This window comes from Prevotella merdae (assembly GCF_900290275.1).
Lineage (GTDB): Bacteria > Bacteroidota > Bacteroidia > Bacteroidales > Bacteroidaceae > Prevotella > Prevotella merdae.
In genome coordinates, this window is sequence record NZ_LT985323.1 from 1,050,666 (window position 1) to 1,070,911 (window position 20,246).

Sequence of the window (20,246 nt, forward strand, 5' to 3'; positions counted from 1 at the left end):
GGCTGCCATTGCCTTTCGTGATAGAAAGGAAAGGCAAATGAAAAGAAAATTACTTCGATAGGAACTTGTCTACTTCGGCAGCCGTCTTCTTGCCGCTTGCCATTGCACGTACAACCAACGAAGCACCACTTGCGGCATCGCCAGCCACGAACACATTAGAGGCAAACTTAGGTTGCTCGGGCTTTAGGAAGCCCATTGCGAGCAAAACCATCTCACACTTTATTATCTCTGGCTTGCCTACCGGCTCCATAAGCGGACGACCGCCTTCGGGGTTGGGCTTCCATGTTATTTCTTGAACGCGCACACCGGTAAGCTTGCCGTTCTTGTCGCCAATGAACTCAAGCGAGTTGATATTCCATCGACGTGTACATCCTTCCTCGTGCGACGAAGTGGTTTTAAGGGTGCGTGGCCAATTAGGCCATGGATTCTTGGGGTCGTCGGGTCCGTCGACTGGGCGTGGCATAATTTCAATCTGTGTAACCGACTTGCAACCCTGACGATGGGCTGTACCTATACAGTCGCTACCGGTATCGCCACCACCGATAACAAGTACGTCCTTGCCCTTGGCATTTACAAGCTCGTCCTTCTTGAACTCCATGCCAGCAAGCACTCTATTCTGTTGTGAGAGCATTTCAAGGGCAAAGTATACACCCTTAAGCTCGCGTCCAGGTATAGGCAGGTCGCGTGCGGTAGGTGTACCAGTAGATACAACGTATGCGTCGAAGCCGTCAGGCAGATGCTCTACATCTACAGGAGAGTTGTACTTAAACACTATGCCTTCCTCTTCGAGCAAAGCAATACGGCGGTCGATGACAGCCTTGTTGAGCTTGAAGTTAGGAATGCCGAAACGCAGCAGTCCGCCTGCGCTCTCGTTTTTCTCCATCACCGTGACAGAGTAGCCCATATGGTTGAGTCGGTTGGCCGCAACAAGTCCGGCAGGTCCAGCGCCGATAACGCATACTTTCTTACCGTTGCGTTCGGGCTGTTCTACACGTACATAATCCTCTTGAAATGCATGTTCGGTAATGGCACATTCATCTTCGCGGTTGGTTGTAGGTTCGTGCTCAACAAGGTTTAATACGCAAGCCTTCTCGCAGAGAGCAGGGCAAATACGTCCGGTGAATTCGGGAAAGTCGTTGGTAGAGTTAAGTAATCTGTATGCCAGTTCCCAATCTCCTTTATATAGAGCGTCGTTCCATTCGGGAGCCTTATTGCCAAGAGGGCAAGCCCAATGGCAGAAAGGAACTCCACAATCCATACAACGTGACGCCTGCAGACGGCGGTCGTTGCTGTTAAGTGTTTGTTCTACTTCGCCAAAATCGTGAATACGGTCGTGTATCGGGCGATAGCCCGCTTCCTTGCGATGTATAGTGAGGAATGCTTTTGGATTTCCCATAATTTAAGTGAAAAGTGAAGAGGGAAGAGTGAAGAATCCAATACTATTGTAAATATAGTAGGATTGCAATGACATCATTCTTTCCCTTGGTTGTTGTTATGTTTAATTTTATAGTTTGAAGAAGAGGCAAGACAGAAGAATCATTGTTTACTGTATGATTCTTCACTCTTTCCTCTTCGTTCTTCACTTTAATAATCGCGTTGCATGTCCGCAATTTTCTGTTGCAGCTTGCGTACCTGCTCTTCCTGTAGTACTCGCTTATATTCAATCGGGACTATCTGTATGAAGTCCTCGACATAGCGGTTCCAGTCGTCGAGCATTGTGCGTGCAAGCTTAGATCCAGTGTATAGATAGTGCTGGCGTATCAACTCGTGCAGCTCCTTGCGGTAGTTGCTGTCCTCAACGAGATTAATCTCCACCATATCCATATTACAGAAGTAATCGAAGTTGTGGTTTTTATCCCATACGTATGCAACGCCACCCGACATACCTGCAGCAAAGTTGCGGCCAGTCTCGCCAAGCACAACAACACGTCCGCCAGTCATATACTCGCAGCAATGATCGCCTGCGCCCTCGATTACAGCTGTGGCTCCAGAGTTGCGCACACCAAAACGTTCGCCAACCTTACCATTGATATACAGCTCGCCACTTGTGGCTCCATAGAGTCCGGTATTGCCTGCAATGATATTGTCTTCGGCAGAGAAGTTGCTTCGGATAGGAGGTAGTATGGATATGCGACCACCTGAGAGGCCCTTGGCAAAATAGTCGTTTGCCTCGCCCTCAAGCTTGAAATCGACACCCTTTACAAGGAAAGCGCCAAAGCTTTGTCCGGCTGAGCCTTTAAACTTAACGTTGATAGTTTTGTCGGGCAAACCTGCCTCGCCATATTTTAGGGCAATCATACCGCTGAGCATAGCGCCAACGGCACGGTCGGTATTCTTTATAGCAAAGTCGAGCGACACTTCATCCTGACGTTCAATTGAATTTTGCGCGCCACGTATTATATGCTGGTCGAGCACGTCGCCAAGCTCATGGCGTTGCTGTGCTGTATGATACAATGAGCAACCATTAGGCTCCTTGAACAGAAGACGACGGAAGTCGAGCAAGGCCGACTTAGGATTCTTCTCGTCCTGCTTAGTGATTATAAGCTCGGTATGGCCCACTATGTCGTTAAGACTGCGGTATCCCATCTGTGCCAAATACTCGCGCACCTCTTGGGCAACAAATGTGAAGTAGTTGACCAAATATTCTGCCTTGCCGCGGAACAGTTTGCGAAGCTCAGGATTCTGTGTGGCTACACCCATAGGACATGTGTTTAGATTGCATTTGCGCATCATAACACAGCCAAGAACAATAAGTGCTGCTGTACCAAAACCAAACTCCTCGGCGCCAAGTAAAGCCATAAGCACTACGTCGCGACCAGTCTTAAGCTGACCGTCAACCTGCAGACGCACCTGACCACGTAATCCGTTCTTAACAAGAGTCTGCTGTGTCTCCGAGAGTCCAATCTCAGGAGAAATGCCCGCAAAGCGCATACTTGATGCAGGTGATGCACCAGTACCACCCTCGGCACCAGATATTACAATAAGGTCGGCCTTAGCCTTGGCAACACCTGCAGCAATGGTACCAACACCACTTTCGGCAACCAACTTAACGCTGATGGCAGCCTTAGGATTGACGTTCTTAAGGTCGAAGATGAGCTGAGCCAAATCCTCGATAGAGTAGATATCGTGATGAGGAGGAGGCGAGATAAGCGAGATGCCAGGTATAGAGTGACGAGTCTTGGCAATCACTTCATTAACCTTGAATCCAGGAAGCTGTCCGCCCTCACCTGGTTTTGCACCCTGGGCTACCTTAATTTGAATTTCCTCGGCATTGACAAGGTATTCTGTTGTAACACCAAAGCGGCCTGAAGCTACCTGTTTTGTTTTGCTCGAAAGCGATACGCCATCCACAGTTTCATGGAAGCGTTCGCTTAGTTCGCCACCCTCACCAGTATTAGAGCGTGCGCCGAGCTTGTTCATGGCAAGAGCCATCGCCTCGTGAGCCTCCTTAGACAAGGCTCCGAACGACATGGCACCCGTCACGAAGTGTTTTACAATGTTTTCGACGGGCTCTACCTCGTCGACTGGTATCGGATTATGTTTGAAGTCGAAGAAGTCGCGAATGAAGATAGGATCTTCCTTTTCATCGACAAACTTCGTGAATTCCTTATATTTAGCATAGTTGCCAGTGCGTGTGGCAAGCTGCAATGTTGCGATAGTCTCTGGGTTCCATGCGTGGCGTATACCATCCTTGCGCCAATGGAACTGTCCGAGGTTAGGCAAGAAATCGAGCTTCTTCTTGTTGTTGAATGCCTTGTCGTGCATGGCTATGGCATCGCGAGCAATCGTTTCCAAACCTACACCGCCAATGGTACTTACCTCTGTTCCGAAATATGCTTTCAAAAGAGCTTCGGACAGACCAATGCTCTCGAATATCTTGGCACCGCGGTATGAGCGAATGGTAGATATACCCATCTTAGCCATAATCTTAAGCAAACCTTTCTTTACGGCCTTGATATAATTTGCCTCAGCTGTGGTATAGTTTTCTTGAATCTTTCCACGCTTAACAAGGTCGTCGAGAATGGCGTATGTCATATATGGACAAAGGGCAGATGCACCGTAGCCAAGAAGCAATGCGGCGTGCATAACCTCACGAATCTCGCCACTCTCAACAATAAGGGCTGTCTGTACACGCTTGCCTACAGATATAAGATAATGGTGTACGGCGCTGACGGCGAGCAATGAAGGAATGGCTGCATGTTCCTTGTCAACGTCGCGGTCGCTGAGTATAATGTAATTGTAGCCTTCGTCTACGCTGCGCTCGGCTTCTTTGCAGAGCGCTTCAAGCGATTCGCGCAGTCCTTCTTCACCTTTGCTGCACTCGAAGAGCATAGGAAGCTTGACGGTGTTGAATCCCTTATAACGAATGTTGCAGAGAATATCAAGCTGCGTATTTGTAAGGATAGGGTGGGGCAGACGCACCATCTTGCAGTTAGATTCGTCGGGCGAAAGGATTCCAGAACCAACACGACCGATATATTCGGACAAAGACATTACCAACGATTCGCGGATAGAGTCGATGGCAGGGTTGGTTACTTGGGCAAACTGCTGGCGGAAATAGTTGAAGAATACCTGAGCATGGCCAGAGAGTACAGCCAATGGAGTGTCGTTACCCATTGATGCTGTAGGTTCTTGACCATTTGTAGCCATTGGTACTATTGTGCCGTCGACATCCTCCTCGCCAAAGCCAAACATAAGTTCCTTGCGAGTAAGGTCGTCAACAGAGTTGTCCACTTTACGACCCGAGTGTAATTTCTCGAGCTGTATACGGTTTGTAGATAGCCACTGACGGTAAGGATGCGCATTGGCAAGGCGCTCCTTGATTTCTCCGTCGTAGTAGATTTTACCCTCCTGAGTGTCGATAAGGAGAATCTTGCCTGGCTGCAGGCGTCCCTTTTCGGCAATCTCAGTTGGGTCAAAGTCCATGACACCCACCTCGGATGCCACGACCATGGTGTCGTTCTTGGTAATAGTATATCGTGCAGGGCGCAGACCATTGCGGTCGAGCATACCTCCGGCGTAACGTCCATCGCTGAAGAGAAGAGCTGCAGGTCCGTCCCATGGTTCCATAAGGATAGAATGATACTCGTAGAAAGCCTTGAGGTCTTCGGGTATAGGGTTCTTGTCGTTGAAGCTCTCTGGCACCATAACGGCCATGGCATGTGGCAATGAAAGCCCACTCATTACGAAGAACTCGAACACATTGTCAAGACTTGCCGAGTCGGACATATTGGGCTGAATGATAGGAGATATATTTCGAATGTCACCCAATGCGTCGCTTGAGAGCACCGATTCGCGAGCTTTGAACCACGAACGGTTGCCACGAATAGTGTTTATCTCGCCGTTGTGGGCAAGAAGACGGAACGGCTGAGCAAGACTCCATGTAGGGAATGTGTTGGTAGAGAAACGAGAATGGACGAGAGCCAAACCCGATGTGAAATAGTTGTTTGTAAGGTCAGGATAATACTGACGTACCTGCATAGACGAGAGCATACCCTTATATACAATGTTGCGGCTCGAAAGTGAACAGATATAGAAATCCTTATCCTTGACGCGGTTCTCTATCTTCTTGCGTATTATATATAAGGTACGTTCGAAGGTTGATACTTTGTCATCGGTAACGCCAGTGATAAACACCTGCTTAATAGTAGGCTCTGTCTCTAATGCCGACTCGCCAAGGCAGTCGGGATTAGTTGGCACGGCACGAAGGTGCATAAGAGATAAACCCTCGCGCTCTATCTCTTCAATCATAATAGATAGAATGGCCTGCTGTTTTTTCTCGTCTTTTGGAAGAAAAACGAGACCGGTGCCGTATTTGCCTTTTTCCGGTACAGGTATGCCTTGCAACAATATGAACTCGTGAGGTATCTGAAGCATGATACCTGCACCATCGCCTGTCTTGTTGTCGGCACCTTCGGCTCCGCGGTGACGCATGTTCTCAAGTACGCGCAGGGCATTGTCTACTAATTCGTGGCTCTTATTACCATGAATATTCACTACCATACCTACACCGCACGCATCGTGCTCATAGGCGGCATTGTAAAGTCCTGAAAATCTCTTGCCTGCCAACGCATGGCTGGCTTGATGGTCTTGTGTTTTTCCCATCTTGCATTACGTTTAATTAGTAAACTATTAAAATTCCTATCAAAGTGCTTGCAAATATACTAATTATGTTTCAAAAAGTAACATGTTATATAGCTTAAATTGATTATTTTTTGATGTAGGACAAGTATTTGATTACAATATAGCGCAATAATATCCAATATTGTGTTATATTGTAATCAAATATTGATATATTGCTTTTGAATCGTAAATTATTGAATGTACAAAATAAAAAATATTCAATTATCCACTATAAATGCTTTCTGGTTTCAATCTATTTGCCTAATTTAGCTGTTTTCTGTGCTTCCCATATCTCCCAGCTGTTTATGATATTCTGCCATAGAATGTAGCAGCCGGGACCAACAGACGATAATGGAGATAGGTAGGTAGAGGCAATCCATATGGCAAAGGCTGTGTTCTTCTGGCCTAATGCCTGCCCGGCGTTGACTGTTTGGTTGAAGCGTGAGCCTATGGCTCGTCCGCATCCAAACTGAAACAGGCACAGTATCAATGAGCTTACGGCTATAATGAGGAGGAATGTAATGCTTGTGTCGGCATGCAATATGTTCTTCATTGTAGTGCCTGATACAATCAGTAGCGAGCATCCCCAAAGATAATAAGATAAATCTTTAATGGAAGTAATGCGTTGGCATATGCTCTTGGCGTAATGTTTGACAATGTAGGCAAGAATCATCGGCACAACAAGCACGGTGAACACCTTATATAATATAAGGGCAAAGGCTTCAAAGAAATGAATGTCGGCTGCCTTGTCTATCATAGGAAAGCAGATAGGGATGAGTAGGGCGGTGATGAAGTTGGAGATAAATGTGTATGTGGTCATCTCCTCAAGATTACCTCCAAGTTTCTGTGTTACAACAGCTGCGGCCGAGGCACATGGACAGATAATACAGGTGAGCACGGCTTCGGCAAGTATAAGGCTTTCGCCAGTAAGGTTAAAGCAAATTATAAGAGCCATTATTGCTCCAACGGTAAGAACTTGGAAAAGGCCTATCCACCAATGCCATGCTACAGGGCGTAACTTATGAAAGTCTACCTTGCAGAAGGTGACAAATAGCACCAAAAACATAAATACCGGTAGCAATTGCTGAAATACAGGGTTGGCAGCAGTTGCAAATCCGTCAAGCACAGGGATGAGGGCAAATACCAGATAAATTATTATGCCCGTGGCTATAGCAACGGGTAGAGTCCAATCTTTTATGAAGCGTAATATCTGCATAACATAATCTTTTGAAACATTACGAAGACAAAATTACAAATTTTTGTTTGTATAATTTGCAGATTTCCATATAATATGTTATCTTTGTAACACAATTAAGAGGCATTAACGGCGGAAAGGCAATCTAAATCATTGTCTACCAATGTATGCCAACCTTTTTTAATATAAACCTAAACATTAAATAAAAATGGCAGAAAACAACAACCAACAGCCCCAAGGACTTCAGATTGAACTGAAGCCGGAAATCGGAGTAGGCGTTTACGCTAACCTCGCACTTATTACTCACTCTTCGAGCGACTTTATCCTCGACTTTACATGTATGCTTCCTGGCATGCAGCAACCTCAGGTTCGTAGTCGCGTAGTTATGGCTCCTGAGCACGCTAAGCGTCTTCTTATGGCTTTGAACGACAATATTCAAAAGTATGAGCAGCAGTTTGGTAAGATTAATCTTCCTGAACAGCAGCAGCCACGTACTGCTACTCCGTTTGATCATCCGGCAGAGGCTTAATATAGAATTTCAAATACATAATTATAAGGCAGGCAGATCGCATAGATTTGTCTGCCTTTTGTTTGTTGTGGGTTAACTGTATTACAGCTAAGTTCTGGACTTTAGGTGTTGTATTTATAGTAAACAAGTGTTAAAACTTCCTGTTTTTTAATAAATTGGGCTTCTTGGGAAAATAATAGTTTTTATATGTTAGGTAGTTTCAAGAAAAGTTTGTACCTTTGCACCCCGAAAACGGCTTGTAATTAAGCTGTTTTATTGGATACGACAATTAAAAAATAAAATATATAAATTAAAAAGTAAAATTATGCCTACAATTTCTCAATTGGTAAGAAAAGGCAGAAAGGTGCTCGTAGACAAGAGCAAGTCACCGGCTTTGGATTCATGTCCTCAGCGTCGTGGTGTTTGTGTTCGTGTTTACACAACTACACCTAAGAAGCCTAACTCGGCAATGCGTAAGGTTGCCCGTGTACGTTTGACAAACTCTAAGGAGGTTAACTCCTATATCCCGGGAGAAGGTCATAACCTTCAGGAGCACTCAATCGTGCTTGTTCGCGGTGGTCGTGTAAAGGACCTTCCAGGTGTTCGTTATCACATCGTTCGCGGAACACTCGATACAGCAGGTGTTGCCAACCGTACACAGCGTCGTTCTAAGTATGGTGCTAAGCGTCCTAAGGCAAAGAAGTAATCAATATTAAAATTTGATTGTCGGACGAAAATTTTTTAAACGTTTTGCTGGAGAATTGTTAATAGACAGGTTGAGTAAATGCCCAAGAGAGGGCGTTGAAGAACAGTAAGAGACAACCCCACGCAGACACTTTTTTTCAAAAAACAACATGAGAAAAGCAAAACCAAAGAAGCGCGTGATCCTTCCGGATCCGAAATTCAACGACCAGAAGGTCTCTAAGTTTGTAAACCACTTGATGTATGATGGTAAGAAGAATACCTCATACGAAATCTTCTACAAAGCACTTGATACTGTTCAGGAGAAGATGTCTAAGGAAGAGAAGACTGCTCTTGAGATTTGGAAGCAGGCTCTCGATAACATCACTCCTCAGGTTGAGGTAAAGAGCCGCCGTATCGGTGGTGCTACTTTCCAGGTTCCTACAGAGATTCGTGCAGAGCGTAAGGAGAGTATCTCAATGAAGAATCTTATTGCTTTCGCTCGCAAGCGTGGCGGTAAGACAATGGCTGATAAGCTCGCTGCTGAGATTATGGATGCCTACAACAATCAGGGTGGTGCTTTCAAGCGTAAGGAGGATATGCACCGTATGGCCGAGGCTAACCGCGCATTCGCTCACTTCAGATTCTAATATAATAATAAGGTAAAAGGAAAAATGGCAAATCGCGATTTACATTTGACTCGTAACATCGGCATTATGGCTCACATCGATGCCGGTAAGACCACTACTTCTGAGCGTATTCTGTTCTATACAGGTAAGACTCATAAGATTGGTGAGGTTCACGACGGCGCTGCCACAATGGACTGGATGGCTCAGGAGCAGGAGCGTGGTATCACTATCACATCAGCTGCTACTACTTGTAATTGGAACTATCTTGGCAAGTCGTACAAGATTAACTTGATCGACACTCCGGGACACGTTGACTTTACTGCTGAGGTAGAGCGTTCATTGCGCGTTCTCGACGGAGCTGTTGCTACATACTCTGCTGCTGACGGTGTTCAGCCACAGTCTGAAACTGTATGGCGTCAGGCTGATAAGTACAACGTACCTCGTATCGGTTACGTAAACAAGATGGACCGCTCAGGTGCTGACTTCTTTGAGACAGTACAGCAGATGAAGGACATTCTTGGTGCAAATCCTTGTCCAATTCAGATTCCTATCGGAGCTGAGGAGAACTTTAAGGGTGTTGTAGACCTTCTCAAGATGAAGGCTATCCTTTGGCACGACGAGACAATGGGTGCAGAGTACGATGTTGAGGATATTCCCGCCGACCTCGTTGACGAGGCTAATGAGTGGCGCGAGAAGATGGTTGAGTCTGCAGCCAACTACGATGACGCTCTTATGGAGAAGTATCTTGAAGGTCAAGAAATCTCAGAGGAGGAACTTATCGCTGCTATCCGCAAGGGTACAATCGCAATGGAGCTTACTCCTATGCTCCTTGGTTCTTCATACAAGAACAAGGGTGTACAACCGCTTCTCGACTACGTTTGCGCATTCCTTCCTTCACCACTCGATACAGCTGCTATCGTTGGTACCAACCCTGAGACAGAGGAAGAGGAGGATCGCAAGCCTTCTGAGGACGAGCCTACTTCAGCTCTCGCATTTAAGATTGCTACCGACCCATTCATGGGCCGCTTGGTATTCTTCCGCGTTTACTCAGGTAAGGTTGTTGCCGGTTCTTACGTTTACAACCCACGTTCACGCAAGAAGGAGCGCATCTCTCGTCTGTTCCAGATGAACTCAAATAAGGAAATTCCTATGGAGTCGATCGACGCTGGTGATATCGGCGCTGGTGTAGGTTTCAAGGATATCCGCACAGGTGATACTCTTTGCGACGAGGCACACCCAATCGTGCTCGAGTCAATGACATTCCCTGATACTGTAATCTCTATCGCAGTTGAGCCTAAGAGCCAGGCTGACATCGCCAAGCTCGATAATGGTCTCGCCAAGCTTGCTGAAGAGGACCCAACATTCACCGTTCGTACCGACGAGCAGAGTGGTCAGACCATTATCTCTGGTATGGGTGAGCTTCACCTCGATATTATTATCGATCGTCTGAAGCGTGAGTTTAAGGTTGAATGTAACCAGGGTAAGCCACAGGTTAACTATAAGGAGGCAATCACTAAGCCAGTTCAGCTCCGCGAGGTTTACAAGAAGCAGTCTGGTGGTCGTGGTAAGTTCGCTGACATCATTGTTACAATTGGTCCTAAGGACGAGGATTACAAGGAAGGCGACTTGCAGTTTGTTAACGAGGTTAAGGGTGGTAACATTCCTAAGGAATTCATCCCCTCAGTTCAGAAGGGCTTCGAGAACGCCATGAAGAACGGTATCCTCGGTGGCTATCCTATGACTGGTATGAAGGTTGTCCTCACCGATGGTTCATTCCACCCGGTTGACTCTGACCAGTTGTCATTCGAGCTTGCTGCCCTCAATGCTTACAAGAACGGTTGCCCGAAGGCAGGTCCGGTTCTTATGGAGCCTATCATGAAGGTAGAGGTTGTTACTCCTGAGGAGAACATGGGTGACGTAATTGGCGACTTGAACAAGCGTCGTGGTCAGGTCGAAGGCATGGAAGAGGCTCGCTCTGGCGCCCGTATCGTTAAGGCTATGGTGCCACTGTCAGAGATGTTCGGTTATGTAACCGCTCTCCGTACTATCACTTCAGGTCGTGCTACAAGCTCTATGGAGTACGATCATCACGCTCCTCTGTCAAGCGCTATCGCTAAGGCAGTGCTCGAGGAGGTTAAGGGTCGCGCAGACCTCGTGTAATCAGCACGTTAAACGAGAAGATTCCAGAATTGTAGAATATAGAAGTTAAGCCAAATGTTTGGCAAACCAAGCAAATGGCTTAACTCCTGACACCTATCTCCTGGTTTATCTCACTAGATAAAAAATTAAAGGGACATGGGGCGTCGCTTAGCGAATGACTCTTAAGTGACGTACCCCACCTCCTTTTTTCGGCTGTTCAGCACTCCAAGTTGAGACCATAATCACGCTGAATGTGCCATCTAAGAATTGCATTATAAACTTTAAATACAATTATGAGTCAGAAAATTCGTATCAAGCTGAAGAGCTACGACCACAAGCTCGTAGACAAGTCGGCTGAAAAGATCGTGAAGGCTGTAAAGGCTACAGGTGCTATCGTTAGCGGTCCTATTCCATTGCCTACACACAAGCGTATCTACACTGTAAACCGCAGTACTTTCGTTAACAAGAAATCACGTGAGCAGTTCCAGCTCTCAGACTTCAAGCGTCTTATCGACATCTATAGCTCAACAGCTAAGACTGTTGACGCTCTTATGAAGCTCGAACTCCCAAGCGGTGTAGAAGTAGAAATCAAAGTATAGTAATTTTCATTTTTAATATTCATTGAAATGCCAGGATTAATTGGAAAAAAAATCGGAATGACATCCGTTTTCAGTGCCGACGGTAAGAATGTTCCGTGCACTGTTATCGAAGCTGGTCCATGTGTTGTAACACAGGTCAAGACCGTTGAAACAGACGGTTATAAGGCAGTTCAGCTGGGTTATGGTGAGGCTAAGGAAAAGAATACCACCAAGCCTATGATGGGCACCTTCAAGAAGGCAGGTACAACACCTAAGAAGCACTTGGCCGAGTTCAAGTTTGACGAGGAGTACAATCTCGGTGACGTTATCACCGTAGATCTCTTTGCCAATACAGAATACGTTGACATTGTAGGCACATCTAAGGGAAAAGGTTTCCAGGGTGTTGTTAAGCGTCATGGATTCGGTGGTGTAGGTCAGAGCACACACGGTCAGGACGACCGCGCTCGCAAGCCGGGTTCTATCGGTGCTTGTTCTTACCCAGCAAAGGTATTCAAGGGCATGCGCATGGGCGGCCAGATGGGCGGCGACCGCGTAACAACCCAGAATCTCAAAGTGTTAAAGGTAATCTCGGACAAGAACCTTATTATCGTTAAGGGTTCTGTAGCCGGATGCAATGGTTCAACCGTATTAATCAAGAAATAATGGAAGTTAGCGTATTAAATATCAACGGTCAGGAGACCGGAAGAAAGGTTCAGTTGAACGACGCAATCTTCGGAATTGAGCCTAACGATCACGTTCTTTATCTCGACGTTAAGCAGTATCTCGCTAACCAGCGTCAGGGTACAGCAAAGTCAAAGGAACGCAGCGAGGTTAGCGGTTCTACCCGTAAGCTTGGTCGCCAGAAGGGCGGCGGCGGTGCTCGCCGTGGTGATATCAACTCACCAGTGCTCGTAGGTGGTGGTCGCGTATTCGGTCCGAAGCCACGCAACTATAGCTTCAAGCTCAACAAGAAGGTTAAGTCTCTCGCCCGTAAGTCTGCTCTGTCTTATAAGGCTCAGGAGGCTGCTATCGTAGTAGTAGAAGACTTCAACATGGAGGCTCCAAAGACTAAAGATTTTGTAAATATTACTAAAAATCTTAAAGTTGAGGGCAAAAAGCTTTTGCTTCTTTTGCCAGAAGTAAATAAAAATGTATATTTGTCGACCCGTAACTTGCAGCGCGCTGAGGTTATGACAGCATCAGCTCTCAATGCCTACAAGGTTTTGAACTCTGATGTGCTCGTAATCACTGAGAACTCGCTCAAGGCTATCGACTCAATCTTAACAAAATAATAGGAGGCAACAGACATGACATTCATCGTAAAACCATTGGTTACCGAGAAGATGACCAAGCTCACAGACAAGTCTTCTGTAGCCAAAACATATAAAGTTAAGGGTCAGGAGCGCACAAAGAAGGCCGAGACAAAGTATGGCTTCATCGTGCTTCCTGAGGCAAACAAGCTTGAGATAAAGAAAGAGATCGAGGCACGCTACAACGTTACCGTTCTTGATGTGAACACAATGGTTTATGCTGGCAAGCGCCAGAGCCGTTACACACGCAAGGGTCTCGTTCGCGGACAGAAGAACTCGTTCAAGAAAGCTATCGTTACTCTTAAGGAGGGCGATGTAATTGATTTTTACAGCAATATCTAAAATAAAAAATGGCAGTACGTAAATTTAAACCGGTTACTCCGGGACAAAGACACAAGGTTATTGGCACGTTCGAGGAGATTACTGCATCCGTGCCAGAGAAGTCTCTCGTTTTCGGTAAGCGCTCTACTGGTGGCCGTAACAACACTGGTAAGATGACAGTTCGCTACATGGGCGGTGGTCACAAGCGTAAGTATCGTCTCATCGACTTCAAACGAGAGAAAGATGGTGTTCCAGCTGTAGTAAAGACTATCGAGTATGATCCGAACCGTTCGGCTCGAATCGCTCTGTTGTTCTATGCAGATGGTGAAAAACGTTACATTATTGCTCCTAACGGACTGGAAGTTGGCGCAACTTTGATGTCAGGCGCAGAAGCTGCTCCTGAGATTGGCAACGCTCTTCCACTCGCAAACATTCCCGTTGGTACTGTGATCCACAACATTGAGTTGCGTCCAGGCCAGGGTGCTCTGCTCGTTCGTTCGGCTGGTAATTTCGCTCAGTTGACTTCTCGTGAAGGCAGTTACTGTGTTATTAAGCTCCCTTCTGGCGAGACTCGCCAGGTGTTGAGTGCTTGTAAGGCAACCGTAGGTAGTGTTGGCAACTCTGACCACGCTCTTGAGCAGTCTGGTAAGGCTGGTCGTTCACGCTGGTTGGGACGTCGTCCTCACAACCGTGGTGTAGTTATGAACCCTGTCGATCACCCAATGGGTGGTGGCGAAGGTCGTCAGTCTGGTGGACACCCACGTTCACGCAAGGGCTTGTATGCTAAGGGTCTCAAGACACGTGCACCTAAGAAGCAGTCTAACAAGTATATCATCGAAAGAGCTAACAAATAATCAAACAAGAGTAAATTATGAGTCGTTCATTAAAAAAAGGTCCATATATCAACGTGTCGCTTGAGAAGAAGATTCTCGCCATGAACGAGAGTGGCAAGAAGACAGTTGTCAAGACTTGGGCCAGAGCATCAATGATCTCACCTGATTTCGTGGGACACACTGTTGCAGTTCATAACGGAAACAAATTTATCCCTGTTTACATTACTGAGAACATGGTAGGTCACAAGCTCGGTGAGTTCTCTCCGACACGTCGTTTCGGCGGCCACTCAGGTAACAGAAAGTAAGCGGGTTTAAACCATTTTAAATCAAGAAATAAATAATGGGAGCAAGAAAACATATATCGGCTGAAAAAAGAAAAGAAGCCCGTAAGAACTTGTACTTCGCAAAGCTCAACGGCGTTCCTTCTTCACCACGTAAAATGCGCTACGTAGTAGACATGGTTCGTGGCATGGAGGTTAACCGCGCGCTCGGTGTTCTGCGTTTCTCTAAGAAGCAGGCTGCCGCTGACGTTGAAAAGTTGTTGCGTTCGGCTATTGCAAACTGGGAAGCTAAGAATGACCGCAAGGCAGAGGATGGCGAACTCTTTATCTCTAAGGTGTTCGTTGACGAGGGTGTAACAATGAAGCGCATGCGTCCTGCACCTCAGGGTCGTGGCTACCGCATCCGCAAGCGCAGCAATCACGTGACTCTGTTTGTTGATACCAAAACTAATGACGAAAAATAATAAGTAGAATGGGACAGAAAGTTAATCCAATAAGCAACCGCCTTGGTATTATCCGCGGCTGGGATTCAAATTGGTTCGGTGGAAAGAGCTTCGGTGACAACCTCGTTGAGGACAAGAACATCCGTACTTACCTCAACAAGCGCCTTGAGAAGGCAAGCGTTTCACGTATCGTTATTGAGCGTACACTGAAACTCATCACTATCACAATCTGCACAGCCCGTCCGGGTATCGTCATTGGTAAGGGTGGTCAGGATGTAGACAAGTTGAAGGAAGAGCTCAAGAAGCTCTACAAGAAGGACATCCAGATCAACATCTTCGAGGTAAAGAAGCCTGATCTCGACGCTACTATCGTGGGCAACAATATCGCTCGCCAGGTAGAGGGCAAGATCGCTTATCGTCGCGCTATCAAGATGGCTATCCAGAATGTTATGCGCGCTGGTGCTGAGGGTGTTAAAATACAGATCACTGGCCGTCTGAACGGTGCAGAAATGGCTCGCAAGGAAATGTACAAGGAGGGTCGTACTCCGTTGCACACATTCCGTGCAGATATCGATTACTGCCAGGCAGAAGCCCTTACTAAGGTAGGTCTTCTTGGCATCAAGGTTTGGATTTGCCGTGGCGAGGTTTACGGTGATCGCGACCTCACTCCTAACTTTGCTCAGGAGAAGCAGAACGGTGGCTCTAACAATGGCCGTGGTAACCGTGGTAATCGTAAGAGAAACAATAACCGTTAAAAGTAAGAGACTACAATGTTACAGCCAAAAAGAGTAAAATATAGAAGACCTCAAGATGGACGCGGCAACAAAGGCAACGCTCACAGAGGCACACAGTTGGCTTTTGGTTCTTTCGGTATCAAGACTCTTGAGCCGAAGTGGATTGATAGCCGTCAGATTGAGGCTGCCCGTGTAGCTGTTAATCGCTACATGCAGCGTCAGGGCCAGGTATGGATCCGTATTTTCCCAGACAAACCTATCACACGTAAGCCTGCTGACGTACGTATGGGTAAGGGTAAGGGTGATCCCGCAGGATGGGTAGCACCGGTTACTCCGGGTCGCATCCTCTTCGAGGTAGAAGGCGTAAGCTTCGATATCGCTAAGGAGGCTCTCCGCCTCGCTGCTCAGAAGCTGCCGGTTAAGACTAAGTTTGTTGTAAGACGTGACTACGATAAAAACGCTTAATTAAAGTATGAAGATCAAAGAAGTAAGAGAAATGGATGCCAATACTTTGGCAGAAACAAAGGTGAATCTCCAGGCTAAGCTCGCACAGTTGAAGCTCAACCATACAGTTACTCCACTTGAGAATCCATCAGAGATTAAGGCTGTTCGTCGTGACATCGCACGTCTGAATACTGAAATTCGCCAGAGAGAACTTAACAAATAACAATGGTCCAGATGGAAACAAGAAATTTAAGAAAAACAAGACAGGGTGTCGTAATTAGCAACAAGATGGATAAAACCATTGTTATCGCAGCTAAGTTCAAGGAGATGCACCCTATTTATGGTAAGTTCGTCCAGAAGACAAAGAAGTACCATGCTCATGACGAGAAGAACGAGGCCAACATCGGTGATACAGTGCTTATCATGGAGACTCGTCCTTTGAGCAAGACCAAGAGATGGAGATTAGTACAAATCGTAGAAAAAGCTAAGTAAAATATGATACAGGCAGAATCAAGACTTACAGTATGTGATAACAGCGGCGCACGCGAGGCTCTCTGCATTCGTGTACTCGGTGGCACACGCCGTCGTTACGCAAGTGTTGGTGACGTTATTGTCGTAGCAGTCAAGAACGTTATCCCATCAAGTGATTTGAAGAAAGGTGCGGTATCTAAGGCTTTGATCGTTCGCACAAAGAAGGAAATCCGTCGTGCTGACGGCTCATACATCCGCTTTGACGACAACGCATGCGTACTGCTTAACAACGCTGGTGAGCTCCGCGGTAGCCGTATCTTCGGCCCAGTTGCTCGTGAGCTGCGTGCCGTAAACATGAAGGTCGTTTCTTTGGCACCTGAGGTTCTTTAATCGTTAAAATCGAATTCAAGTAATGAGTAAGTTACATATTAAGAAAAATGATACAGTCGTTGTCCTTGCCGGTGAGGATAAGGGCAAGACTGGTAAGGTGCTCAAAGTGCTGGTTGAAAAGAACCGCGCACTTGTTGAAGGTGTGAACATGGTTTCAAAGAGCACCAAGCCTTCTGCTAAGAACCCTCAGGGTGGCATCGTTAAGCAGGAAGCTCCGATTCACATCTCTAACCTGAGCCTTATCGACCCGAAGAGTGGCAAGGCTACTCGCGTAGGCATCAAGGTTACCGAAGATGGTAAGAAAGTACGCATCGCTAAAAAGTCAGGGGAGGAAATCAAATAATGGATACAGCACAGTTAAAGAAGTTCTATGCTGAGAGCATCGCTCCAGCACTGAAGGAGCAGTTCAACTACTCTTCAGCAATGCAGATCCCAGTTCTGAAGAAGATTGTCATCAACCAGGGTCTTGGCGACGCTACACAGGACAAGAAGATCATCGACGTAGCCATCAACGAGATTTCGACAATCGCTGGCCAGAAGGCAGTTGCTACATATTCTAAGAAGGATATCGCCAACTTCAAGCTTCGTAAGAAGATGCCTATCGGCGTTATGGTGACTCTCCGTCGCGAGCGCATGTACGAATTCCTTGAGAAGCTCGTTCGTATCGCTCTTCCTCGTATCCGCGACTTCAAGGGTATCGAGAGCAAGTTCGACGGCCGTGGTAACTATACACTGGGTATTCAGGAGCAGATCATCTTCCCTGAAATCAACATCGACCAGATCGACCGCATTCAGGGTATGAACATCACATTCGTGACCTCTGCCAACACTGACGAAGAGGGCTACGCTCTCCTCAAGGCATTCGGTCTTCCATTTAAAAACGCTAAAAACGATTAAGCAATATGGCAAAAGAATCAATGAAGGCTCGTGAGGTAAAGCGTGCCAAGCTCGTTGCTCGCTATGCTGAGAAGCGTGCCGCTCTGAAGAAGGTCATCGCTACATCTGAGGATCCTGCAGAAGCTTACGAGGCTGCTCGCAAGCTTCAGGCTATCCCTAAGAATGCCAACCCTATCCGTCTGCACAACCGTTGCAAGATCACCGGTCGTCCAAAGGGTTACATCCGCCAGTTCGGCCTTTCTCGTATTCAGTTCCGTGAGATGGCTTCACAGGGCCTTATCCCGGGCGTTAAGAAGGCAAGCTGGTAAACCACGCGCCACAATTAAAAGCTGGTAATTATATTTTTTCACTTTAATATTGTCGGGGTAGTCCCGATTAATTAAACATTTTTTTAAAATGACAGATCCAATAGCAGATTTTCTGACAAGACTCAGAAACGCAATCATGGCTCATCACCGTGTTGTAGAGGTGCCTGCATCTAACTTGAAGAAAGAGATCACCAAGATCCTCTTCGAGAAGGGTTACATCCTCAACTACAAGTTCGTTGAGGACGGTCCTCAGGGTACAATCAAGGTAGCTCTCAAGTACAACGCTGCCACAAAGACCAACGCTATCACTTCTTTGAAGCGTGTGTCTACTCCTGGTCTCCGCAAGTATGTCGGTTACAAGGACATGCCGAGAGTAATTAACGGATTGGGTATCGCAATCCTCTCAACTTCTAAGGGCGTTATGACCGATAAGGAAGCAGCTGCCCAGAAGATAGGTGGTGAGGTTCTTTGCTATGTTTATTAATTGGAGGATTTAGAATATGTCAAGAATAGGAAAATTACCAATTAGTATCCCTGCTAACGTAAATGTAACATTCGCTGGTGGCGTTGTTACCGTTAAAGGTCCTAAGGGCGAGATGTCACAGAAGATTGACCCGTCTATCATCACCAAAATTGAGGATAATACTATCACATTCGAGGTAGATGAGAACAGCCCTGTAAACTATAAGCAGAAGTCGGCTTTCCATGGTCTTTATCGTTCACTCGTTAACAATATGGTTATCGGTGTAAGCGAGGGCTATAAGAAGGTTCTTGAGCTTGTCGGAGTCGGTTATCGTGTTTCAAACCAGGGCAACCTCATCGAGTTCTCCCTCGGTTATACTCACCCTATCTTCCTCGAGCTTCCGGCAGAGGTTAAGGTAGAGTCGAAGAGCGAGCGTAACCAGAACCCAATTCTCACTCTGGAGTCTTGCGACAAGCAGTTGCTCGGTCTCATTTGTGCAAAAATTCGTTCTTTCCGCAAGCCTGAACCTTACAAGGGCAAGGGTATCTTGTTCAAGGGAGAAGTCATCCGCAGAAAGTCTGGTAAGTCAGCTTCAGCTAAGTAACATTTTAAATTTTACGATCATGACAACAAAGAAAGTAGAAAGACGAATCAAAATCAAATATAGAGTTCGTAAGCGCATCAGCGGTACTGCTGAGCGTCCACGTCTGAGCGTGTTCCGCAGCAACAAGCAGATTTATGCTCAGGTTATCAACGACCTTACCGGCACAACACTTGCTTCTGCTTCTTCACTTGGCCTCGAGAAGATGCCTAAGAAGGAACAGGCTGCAAAGGTAGGCGAGCTTGTAGCTGCAAACGCTATCGCAGCTGGCATCTCTTCTGTAGTGTTCGACCGTAACGGTTATCTTTATCACGGACGTGTAAAGGAGCTTGCTGACGCAGCTCGTAACGGCGGTCTCAAATTCTAAACGATTATGGCAATGAATAAAGTAAAAAATTTTAATGACGCTGAGTTGAAGGACCGCCTCGTGGCTATCAACCGCGTAACTAAGGTTACAAAGGGTGGTCGTACATTCACATTCGCTGCTATCGTCGTTGTTGGTGACGGCAAGGGCGTTATCGGCTACGGTCTGGGTAAGGCCGGCGAAGTAACTGCTGCCATCGCTAAGGGTGTAGAGGCAGCCAAGAAGAACCTCGTTAAGGTTCCTGTACTCAAGGGTACAATTCCTCATGAGGTAGAGGCTCGCTTTGGCGGTGCCCAGGTGTTTATGCGTCCGGCTGCTGCCGGTACCGGTCTTGTTGCCGGAGGTGCTATGCGTGCCGTTCTCGACAGCGTAGGCGTAACAGACATCCTTGCTAAGTCAAAGGGTTCTTCTAACCCTCACAACCTCGTTAAGGCTACAATCGAGGCTCTTTCACAGCTTCGTGATGCTTACACAGTAGCAGGCCAGCGCGGTATCACCATGGACAAAGTGTTTAACGGTTAATAGGAGATTCA

Annotated in this window: 26 protein-coding genes; 23 read left to right on the top strand and 3 right to left on the bottom strand. The window is 46.6% G+C overall.

Annotated elements, in window-relative coordinates; translation table 11 throughout:
- Positions 1-49 precede the first annotated feature (49 nt).
- From C9991_RS04190 to C9991_RS04200, 3 genes are all read right to left on the bottom strand, one after another.
- The gene (locus tag C9991_RS04190) at positions 50-1,396 is read right to left on the bottom strand and encodes a glutamate synthase subunit beta (RefSeq protein WP_106811336.1); all 1,347 of its coding nucleotides are present in this window, start codon (positions 1,394-1,396) and stop codon (positions 50-52) included.
- 188 nt (positions 1,397-1,584) lie between these two features.
- On the bottom strand, positions 1,585-6,105 hold the full coding sequence (gltB, locus tag C9991_RS04195) for a glutamate synthase large subunit (protein WP_106811337.1): 4,521 nt from the start codon (positions 6,103-6,105) through the stop codon (positions 1,585-1,587).
- Between the two features lie 271 nt (positions 6,106-6,376).
- A complete protein-coding gene (locus C9991_RS04200) occupies positions 6,377-7,339 on the bottom strand; it encodes a bile acid:sodium symporter family protein (RefSeq protein WP_106811338.1) in 963 nt (320 codons plus the stop codon).
- A gap of 187 nt (positions 7,340-7,526) precedes the next feature.
- Between C9991_RS04200 and C9991_RS04205 the strand changes: the two genes are divergently transcribed.
- The 23 genes from C9991_RS04205 to rpsE all read left to right on the top strand — a co-directional run bounded on the left by C9991_RS04205 (position 7,527) and on the right by rpsE (position 20,235).
- Positions 7,527-7,847 carry a DUF3467 domain-containing protein gene (locus C9991_RS04205; protein WP_106811339.1) on the top strand — a complete coding sequence of 107 codons (321 nt, stop codon included), beginning with the start codon at positions 7,527-7,529 and terminating at the stop codon, positions 7,845-7,847.
- Positions 7,848-8,151: 304 nt separating this feature from the next.
- Positions 8,152-8,532, top strand: a complete 381-nt coding sequence (gene rpsL / locus C9991_RS04210) for a 30S ribosomal protein S12 (RefSeq protein WP_007899805.1) — start codon at positions 8,152-8,154, stop codon at positions 8,530-8,532.
- Positions 8,533-8,680: 148 nt separating this feature from the next.
- Positions 8,681-9,157 (top strand): 30S ribosomal protein S7, encoded by a 477-nt coding sequence (rpsG, locus tag C9991_RS04215; RefSeq protein WP_106811340.1) that lies wholly within the window; start codon positions 8,681-8,683, stop codon positions 9,155-9,157.
- A 24-nt stretch (positions 9,158-9,181) separates the two neighbouring features.
- Positions 9,182-11,296 (top strand): elongation factor G, encoded by a 2,115-nt coding sequence (fusA, locus tag C9991_RS04220; protein ID WP_106811341.1) that lies wholly within the window; start codon positions 9,182-9,184, stop codon positions 11,294-11,296.
- Between the two features lie 272 nt (positions 11,297-11,568).
- Positions 11,569-11,874, top strand: coding sequence for a 30S ribosomal protein S10 (gene rpsJ / locus C9991_RS04225; RefSeq protein ID WP_007899799.1), 306 nt, complete (start codon positions 11,569-11,571; stop codon positions 11,872-11,874).
- 27 nt (positions 11,875-11,901) lie between these two features.
- Positions 11,902-12,516, top strand: a complete 615-nt coding sequence (rplC, locus tag C9991_RS04230) for a 50S ribosomal protein L3 (RefSeq protein ID WP_106811342.1) — start codon at positions 11,902-11,904, stop codon at positions 12,514-12,516.
- A complete protein-coding gene (gene rplD / locus C9991_RS04235) occupies positions 12,516-13,145 on the top strand; it encodes a 50S ribosomal protein L4 (protein ID WP_106811343.1) in 630 nt (209 codons plus the stop codon). Before rplC ends, rplD begins: the two co-directional genes overlap by 1 nt.
- A 15-nt stretch (positions 13,146-13,160) precedes the next feature.
- The gene (gene rplW, locus C9991_RS04240; RefSeq protein ID WP_106811344.1) at positions 13,161-13,505 is read left to right on the top strand and encodes a 50S ribosomal protein L23; all 345 of its coding nucleotides are present in this window, start codon (positions 13,161-13,163) and stop codon (positions 13,503-13,505) included.
- A gap of 8 nt (positions 13,506-13,513) precedes the next feature.
- Positions 13,514-14,338 carry a 50S ribosomal protein L2 gene (gene rplB, locus C9991_RS04245; RefSeq protein ID WP_106811345.1) on the top strand — a complete coding sequence of 275 codons (825 nt, stop codon included), beginning with the start codon at positions 13,514-13,516 and terminating at the stop codon, positions 14,336-14,338.
- Between the two features lie 17 nt (positions 14,339-14,355).
- Entirely contained in the window at positions 14,356-14,622 is a 267-nt protein-coding gene (gene rpsS / locus C9991_RS04250; protein WP_007899787.1) for a 30S ribosomal protein S19, read from the top strand.
- A gap of 35 nt (positions 14,623-14,657) precedes the next feature.
- On the top strand, positions 14,658-15,062 hold the full coding sequence (rplV, locus tag C9991_RS04255; RefSeq protein WP_106811346.1) for a 50S ribosomal protein L22: 405 nt from the start codon (positions 14,658-14,660) through the stop codon (positions 15,060-15,062).
- 8 nt (positions 15,063-15,070) lie between these two features.
- The gene (rpsC, locus tag C9991_RS04260) at positions 15,071-15,796 is read left to right on the top strand and encodes a 30S ribosomal protein S3 (RefSeq protein WP_106811347.1); all 726 of its coding nucleotides are present in this window, start codon (positions 15,071-15,073) and stop codon (positions 15,794-15,796) included.
- 15 nt (positions 15,797-15,811) lie between these two features.
- The gene (rplP, locus tag C9991_RS04265) at positions 15,812-16,240 is read left to right on the top strand and encodes a 50S ribosomal protein L16 (protein ID WP_007899778.1); all 429 of its coding nucleotides are present in this window, start codon (positions 15,812-15,814) and stop codon (positions 16,238-16,240) included.
- A gap of 7 nt (positions 16,241-16,247) precedes the next feature.
- The gene (rpmC, locus tag C9991_RS04270; RefSeq protein ID WP_106811348.1) at positions 16,248-16,442 is read left to right on the top strand and encodes a 50S ribosomal protein L29; all 195 of its coding nucleotides are present in this window, start codon (positions 16,248-16,250) and stop codon (positions 16,440-16,442) included.
- A gap of 2 nt (positions 16,443-16,444) precedes the next feature.
- Positions 16,445-16,711: a 30S ribosomal protein S17 gene (gene rpsQ / locus C9991_RS04275; RefSeq protein WP_106811349.1), complete on the top strand. Its 267-nt coding sequence runs from the start codon at positions 16,445-16,447 to the stop codon at positions 16,709-16,711.
- 3 nt (positions 16,712-16,714) lie between these two features.
- The gene (gene rplN / locus C9991_RS04280) at positions 16,715-17,080 is read left to right on the top strand and encodes a 50S ribosomal protein L14 (RefSeq protein ID WP_007899763.1); all 366 of its coding nucleotides are present in this window, start codon (positions 16,715-16,717) and stop codon (positions 17,078-17,080) included.
- Positions 17,081-17,102: 22 nt separating this feature from the next.
- Entirely contained in the window at positions 17,103-17,423 is a 321-nt protein-coding gene (gene rplX, locus C9991_RS04285) for a 50S ribosomal protein L24 (protein ID WP_106811350.1), read from the top strand.
- Positions 17,423-17,977 carry a 50S ribosomal protein L5 gene (gene rplE / locus C9991_RS04290; protein ID WP_106811351.1) on the top strand — a complete coding sequence of 185 codons (555 nt, stop codon included), beginning with the start codon at positions 17,423-17,425 and terminating at the stop codon, positions 17,975-17,977. The genes rplX and rplE overlap by 1 nt, the downstream gene beginning before the upstream one ends.
- Positions 17,978-17,982: 5 nt before the next feature.
- Positions 17,983-18,285 carry a 30S ribosomal protein S14 gene (rpsN, locus tag C9991_RS04295; protein ID WP_106811352.1) on the top strand — a complete coding sequence of 101 codons (303 nt, stop codon included), beginning with the start codon at positions 17,983-17,985 and terminating at the stop codon, positions 18,283-18,285.
- Positions 18,286-18,373: 88 nt separating this feature from the next.
- Positions 18,374-18,769 carry a 30S ribosomal protein S8 gene (rpsH, locus tag C9991_RS04300; RefSeq protein WP_106811353.1) on the top strand — a complete coding sequence of 132 codons (396 nt, stop codon included), beginning with the start codon at positions 18,374-18,376 and terminating at the stop codon, positions 18,767-18,769.
- A 16-nt stretch (positions 18,770-18,785) separates the two neighbouring features.
- Positions 18,786-19,352, top strand: coding sequence for a 50S ribosomal protein L6 (rplF, locus tag C9991_RS04305; protein ID WP_106811354.1), 567 nt, complete (start codon positions 18,786-18,788; stop codon positions 19,350-19,352).
- 19 nt (positions 19,353-19,371) lie between these two features.
- Entirely contained in the window at positions 19,372-19,716 is a 345-nt protein-coding gene (rplR, locus tag C9991_RS04310; RefSeq protein ID WP_106811355.1) for a 50S ribosomal protein L18, read from the top strand.
- A 6-nt stretch (positions 19,717-19,722) separates the two neighbouring features.
- On the top strand, positions 19,723-20,235 hold the full coding sequence (rpsE, locus tag C9991_RS04315) for a 30S ribosomal protein S5 (protein ID WP_106811356.1): 513 nt from the start codon (positions 19,723-19,725) through the stop codon (positions 20,233-20,235).
- Positions 20,236-20,246 lie beyond the last annotated feature (11 nt).

Coding starts and splice junctions, on each gene's coding strand:
- rpsG (WP_106811340.1), top strand. CDS start 8,681: ATGAGAAAAGCAAAACCAAAGAAGCGCGTGATCCTTCCGGATCCGAAA.
- rpsL (WP_007899805.1), top strand. CDS start 8,152: ATGCCTACAATTTCTCAATTGGTAAGAAAAGGCAGAAAGGTGCTCGTA.
- rplC (WP_106811342.1), top strand. CDS start 11,902: ATGCCAGGATTAATTGGAAAAAAAATCGGAATGACATCCGTTTTCAGT.
- rpsC (WP_106811347.1), top strand. CDS start 15,071: ATGGGACAGAAAGTTAATCCAATAAGCAACCGCCTTGGTATTATCCGC.
- rplN (WP_007899763.1), top strand. CDS start 16,715: ATGATACAGGCAGAATCAAGACTTACAGTATGTGATAACAGCGGCGCA.
- rplE (WP_106811351.1), top strand. CDS start 17,423: ATGGATACAGCACAGTTAAAGAAGTTCTATGCTGAGAGCATCGCTCCA.
- rpsN (WP_106811352.1), top strand. CDS start 17,983: ATGGCAAAAGAATCAATGAAGGCTCGTGAGGTAAAGCGTGCCAAGCTC.
- rpsJ (WP_007899799.1), top strand. CDS start 11,569: ATGAGTCAGAAAATTCGTATCAAGCTGAAGAGCTACGACCACAAGCTC.
- rplD (WP_106811343.1), top strand. CDS start 12,516: ATGGAAGTTAGCGTATTAAATATCAACGGTCAGGAGACCGGAAGAAAG.
- rplW (WP_106811344.1), top strand. CDS start 13,161: ATGACATTCATCGTAAAACCATTGGTTACCGAGAAGATGACCAAGCTC.
- rplB (WP_106811345.1), top strand. CDS start 13,514: ATGGCAGTACGTAAATTTAAACCGGTTACTCCGGGACAAAGACACAAG.
- rplP (WP_007899778.1), top strand. CDS start 15,812: ATGTTACAGCCAAAAAGAGTAAAATATAGAAGACCTCAAGATGGACGC.
- C9991_RS04205 (WP_106811339.1), top strand. CDS start 7,527: ATGGCAGAAAACAACAACCAACAGCCCCAAGGACTTCAGATTGAACTG.
- rplX (WP_106811350.1), top strand. CDS start 17,103: ATGAGTAAGTTACATATTAAGAAAAATGATACAGTCGTTGTCCTTGCC.
- gltB (WP_106811337.1), bottom strand. CDS start 6,105: ATGGGAAAAACACAAGACCATCAAGCCAGCCATGCGTTGGCAGGCAAG.
- C9991_RS04200 (WP_106811338.1), bottom strand. CDS start 7,339: ATGCAGATATTACGCTTCATAAAAGATTGGACTCTACCCGTTGCTATA.
- rpsS (WP_007899787.1), top strand. CDS start 14,356: ATGAGTCGTTCATTAAAAAAAGGTCCATATATCAACGTGTCGCTTGAG.
- fusA (WP_106811341.1), top strand. CDS start 9,182: ATGGCAAATCGCGATTTACATTTGACTCGTAACATCGGCATTATGGCT.
- rpsH (WP_106811353.1), top strand. CDS start 18,374: ATGACAGATCCAATAGCAGATTTTCTGACAAGACTCAGAAACGCAATC.
- rpsQ (WP_106811349.1), top strand. CDS start 16,445: ATGGTCCAGATGGAAACAAGAAATTTAAGAAAAACAAGACAGGGTGTC.
- rplF (WP_106811354.1), top strand. CDS start 18,786: ATGTCAAGAATAGGAAAATTACCAATTAGTATCCCTGCTAACGTAAAT.
- rplV (WP_106811346.1), top strand. CDS start 14,658: ATGGGAGCAAGAAAACATATATCGGCTGAAAAAAGAAAAGAAGCCCGT.
- C9991_RS04190 (WP_106811336.1), bottom strand. CDS start 1,396: ATGGGAAATCCAAAAGCATTCCTCACTATACATCGCAAGGAAGCGGGC.
- rpsE (WP_106811356.1), top strand. CDS start 19,723: ATGGCAATGAATAAAGTAAAAAATTTTAATGACGCTGAGTTGAAGGAC.
- rpmC (WP_106811348.1), top strand. CDS start 16,248: ATGAAGATCAAAGAAGTAAGAGAAATGGATGCCAATACTTTGGCAGAA.
- rplR (WP_106811355.1), top strand. CDS start 19,372: ATGACAACAAAGAAAGTAGAAAGACGAATCAAAATCAAATATAGAGTT.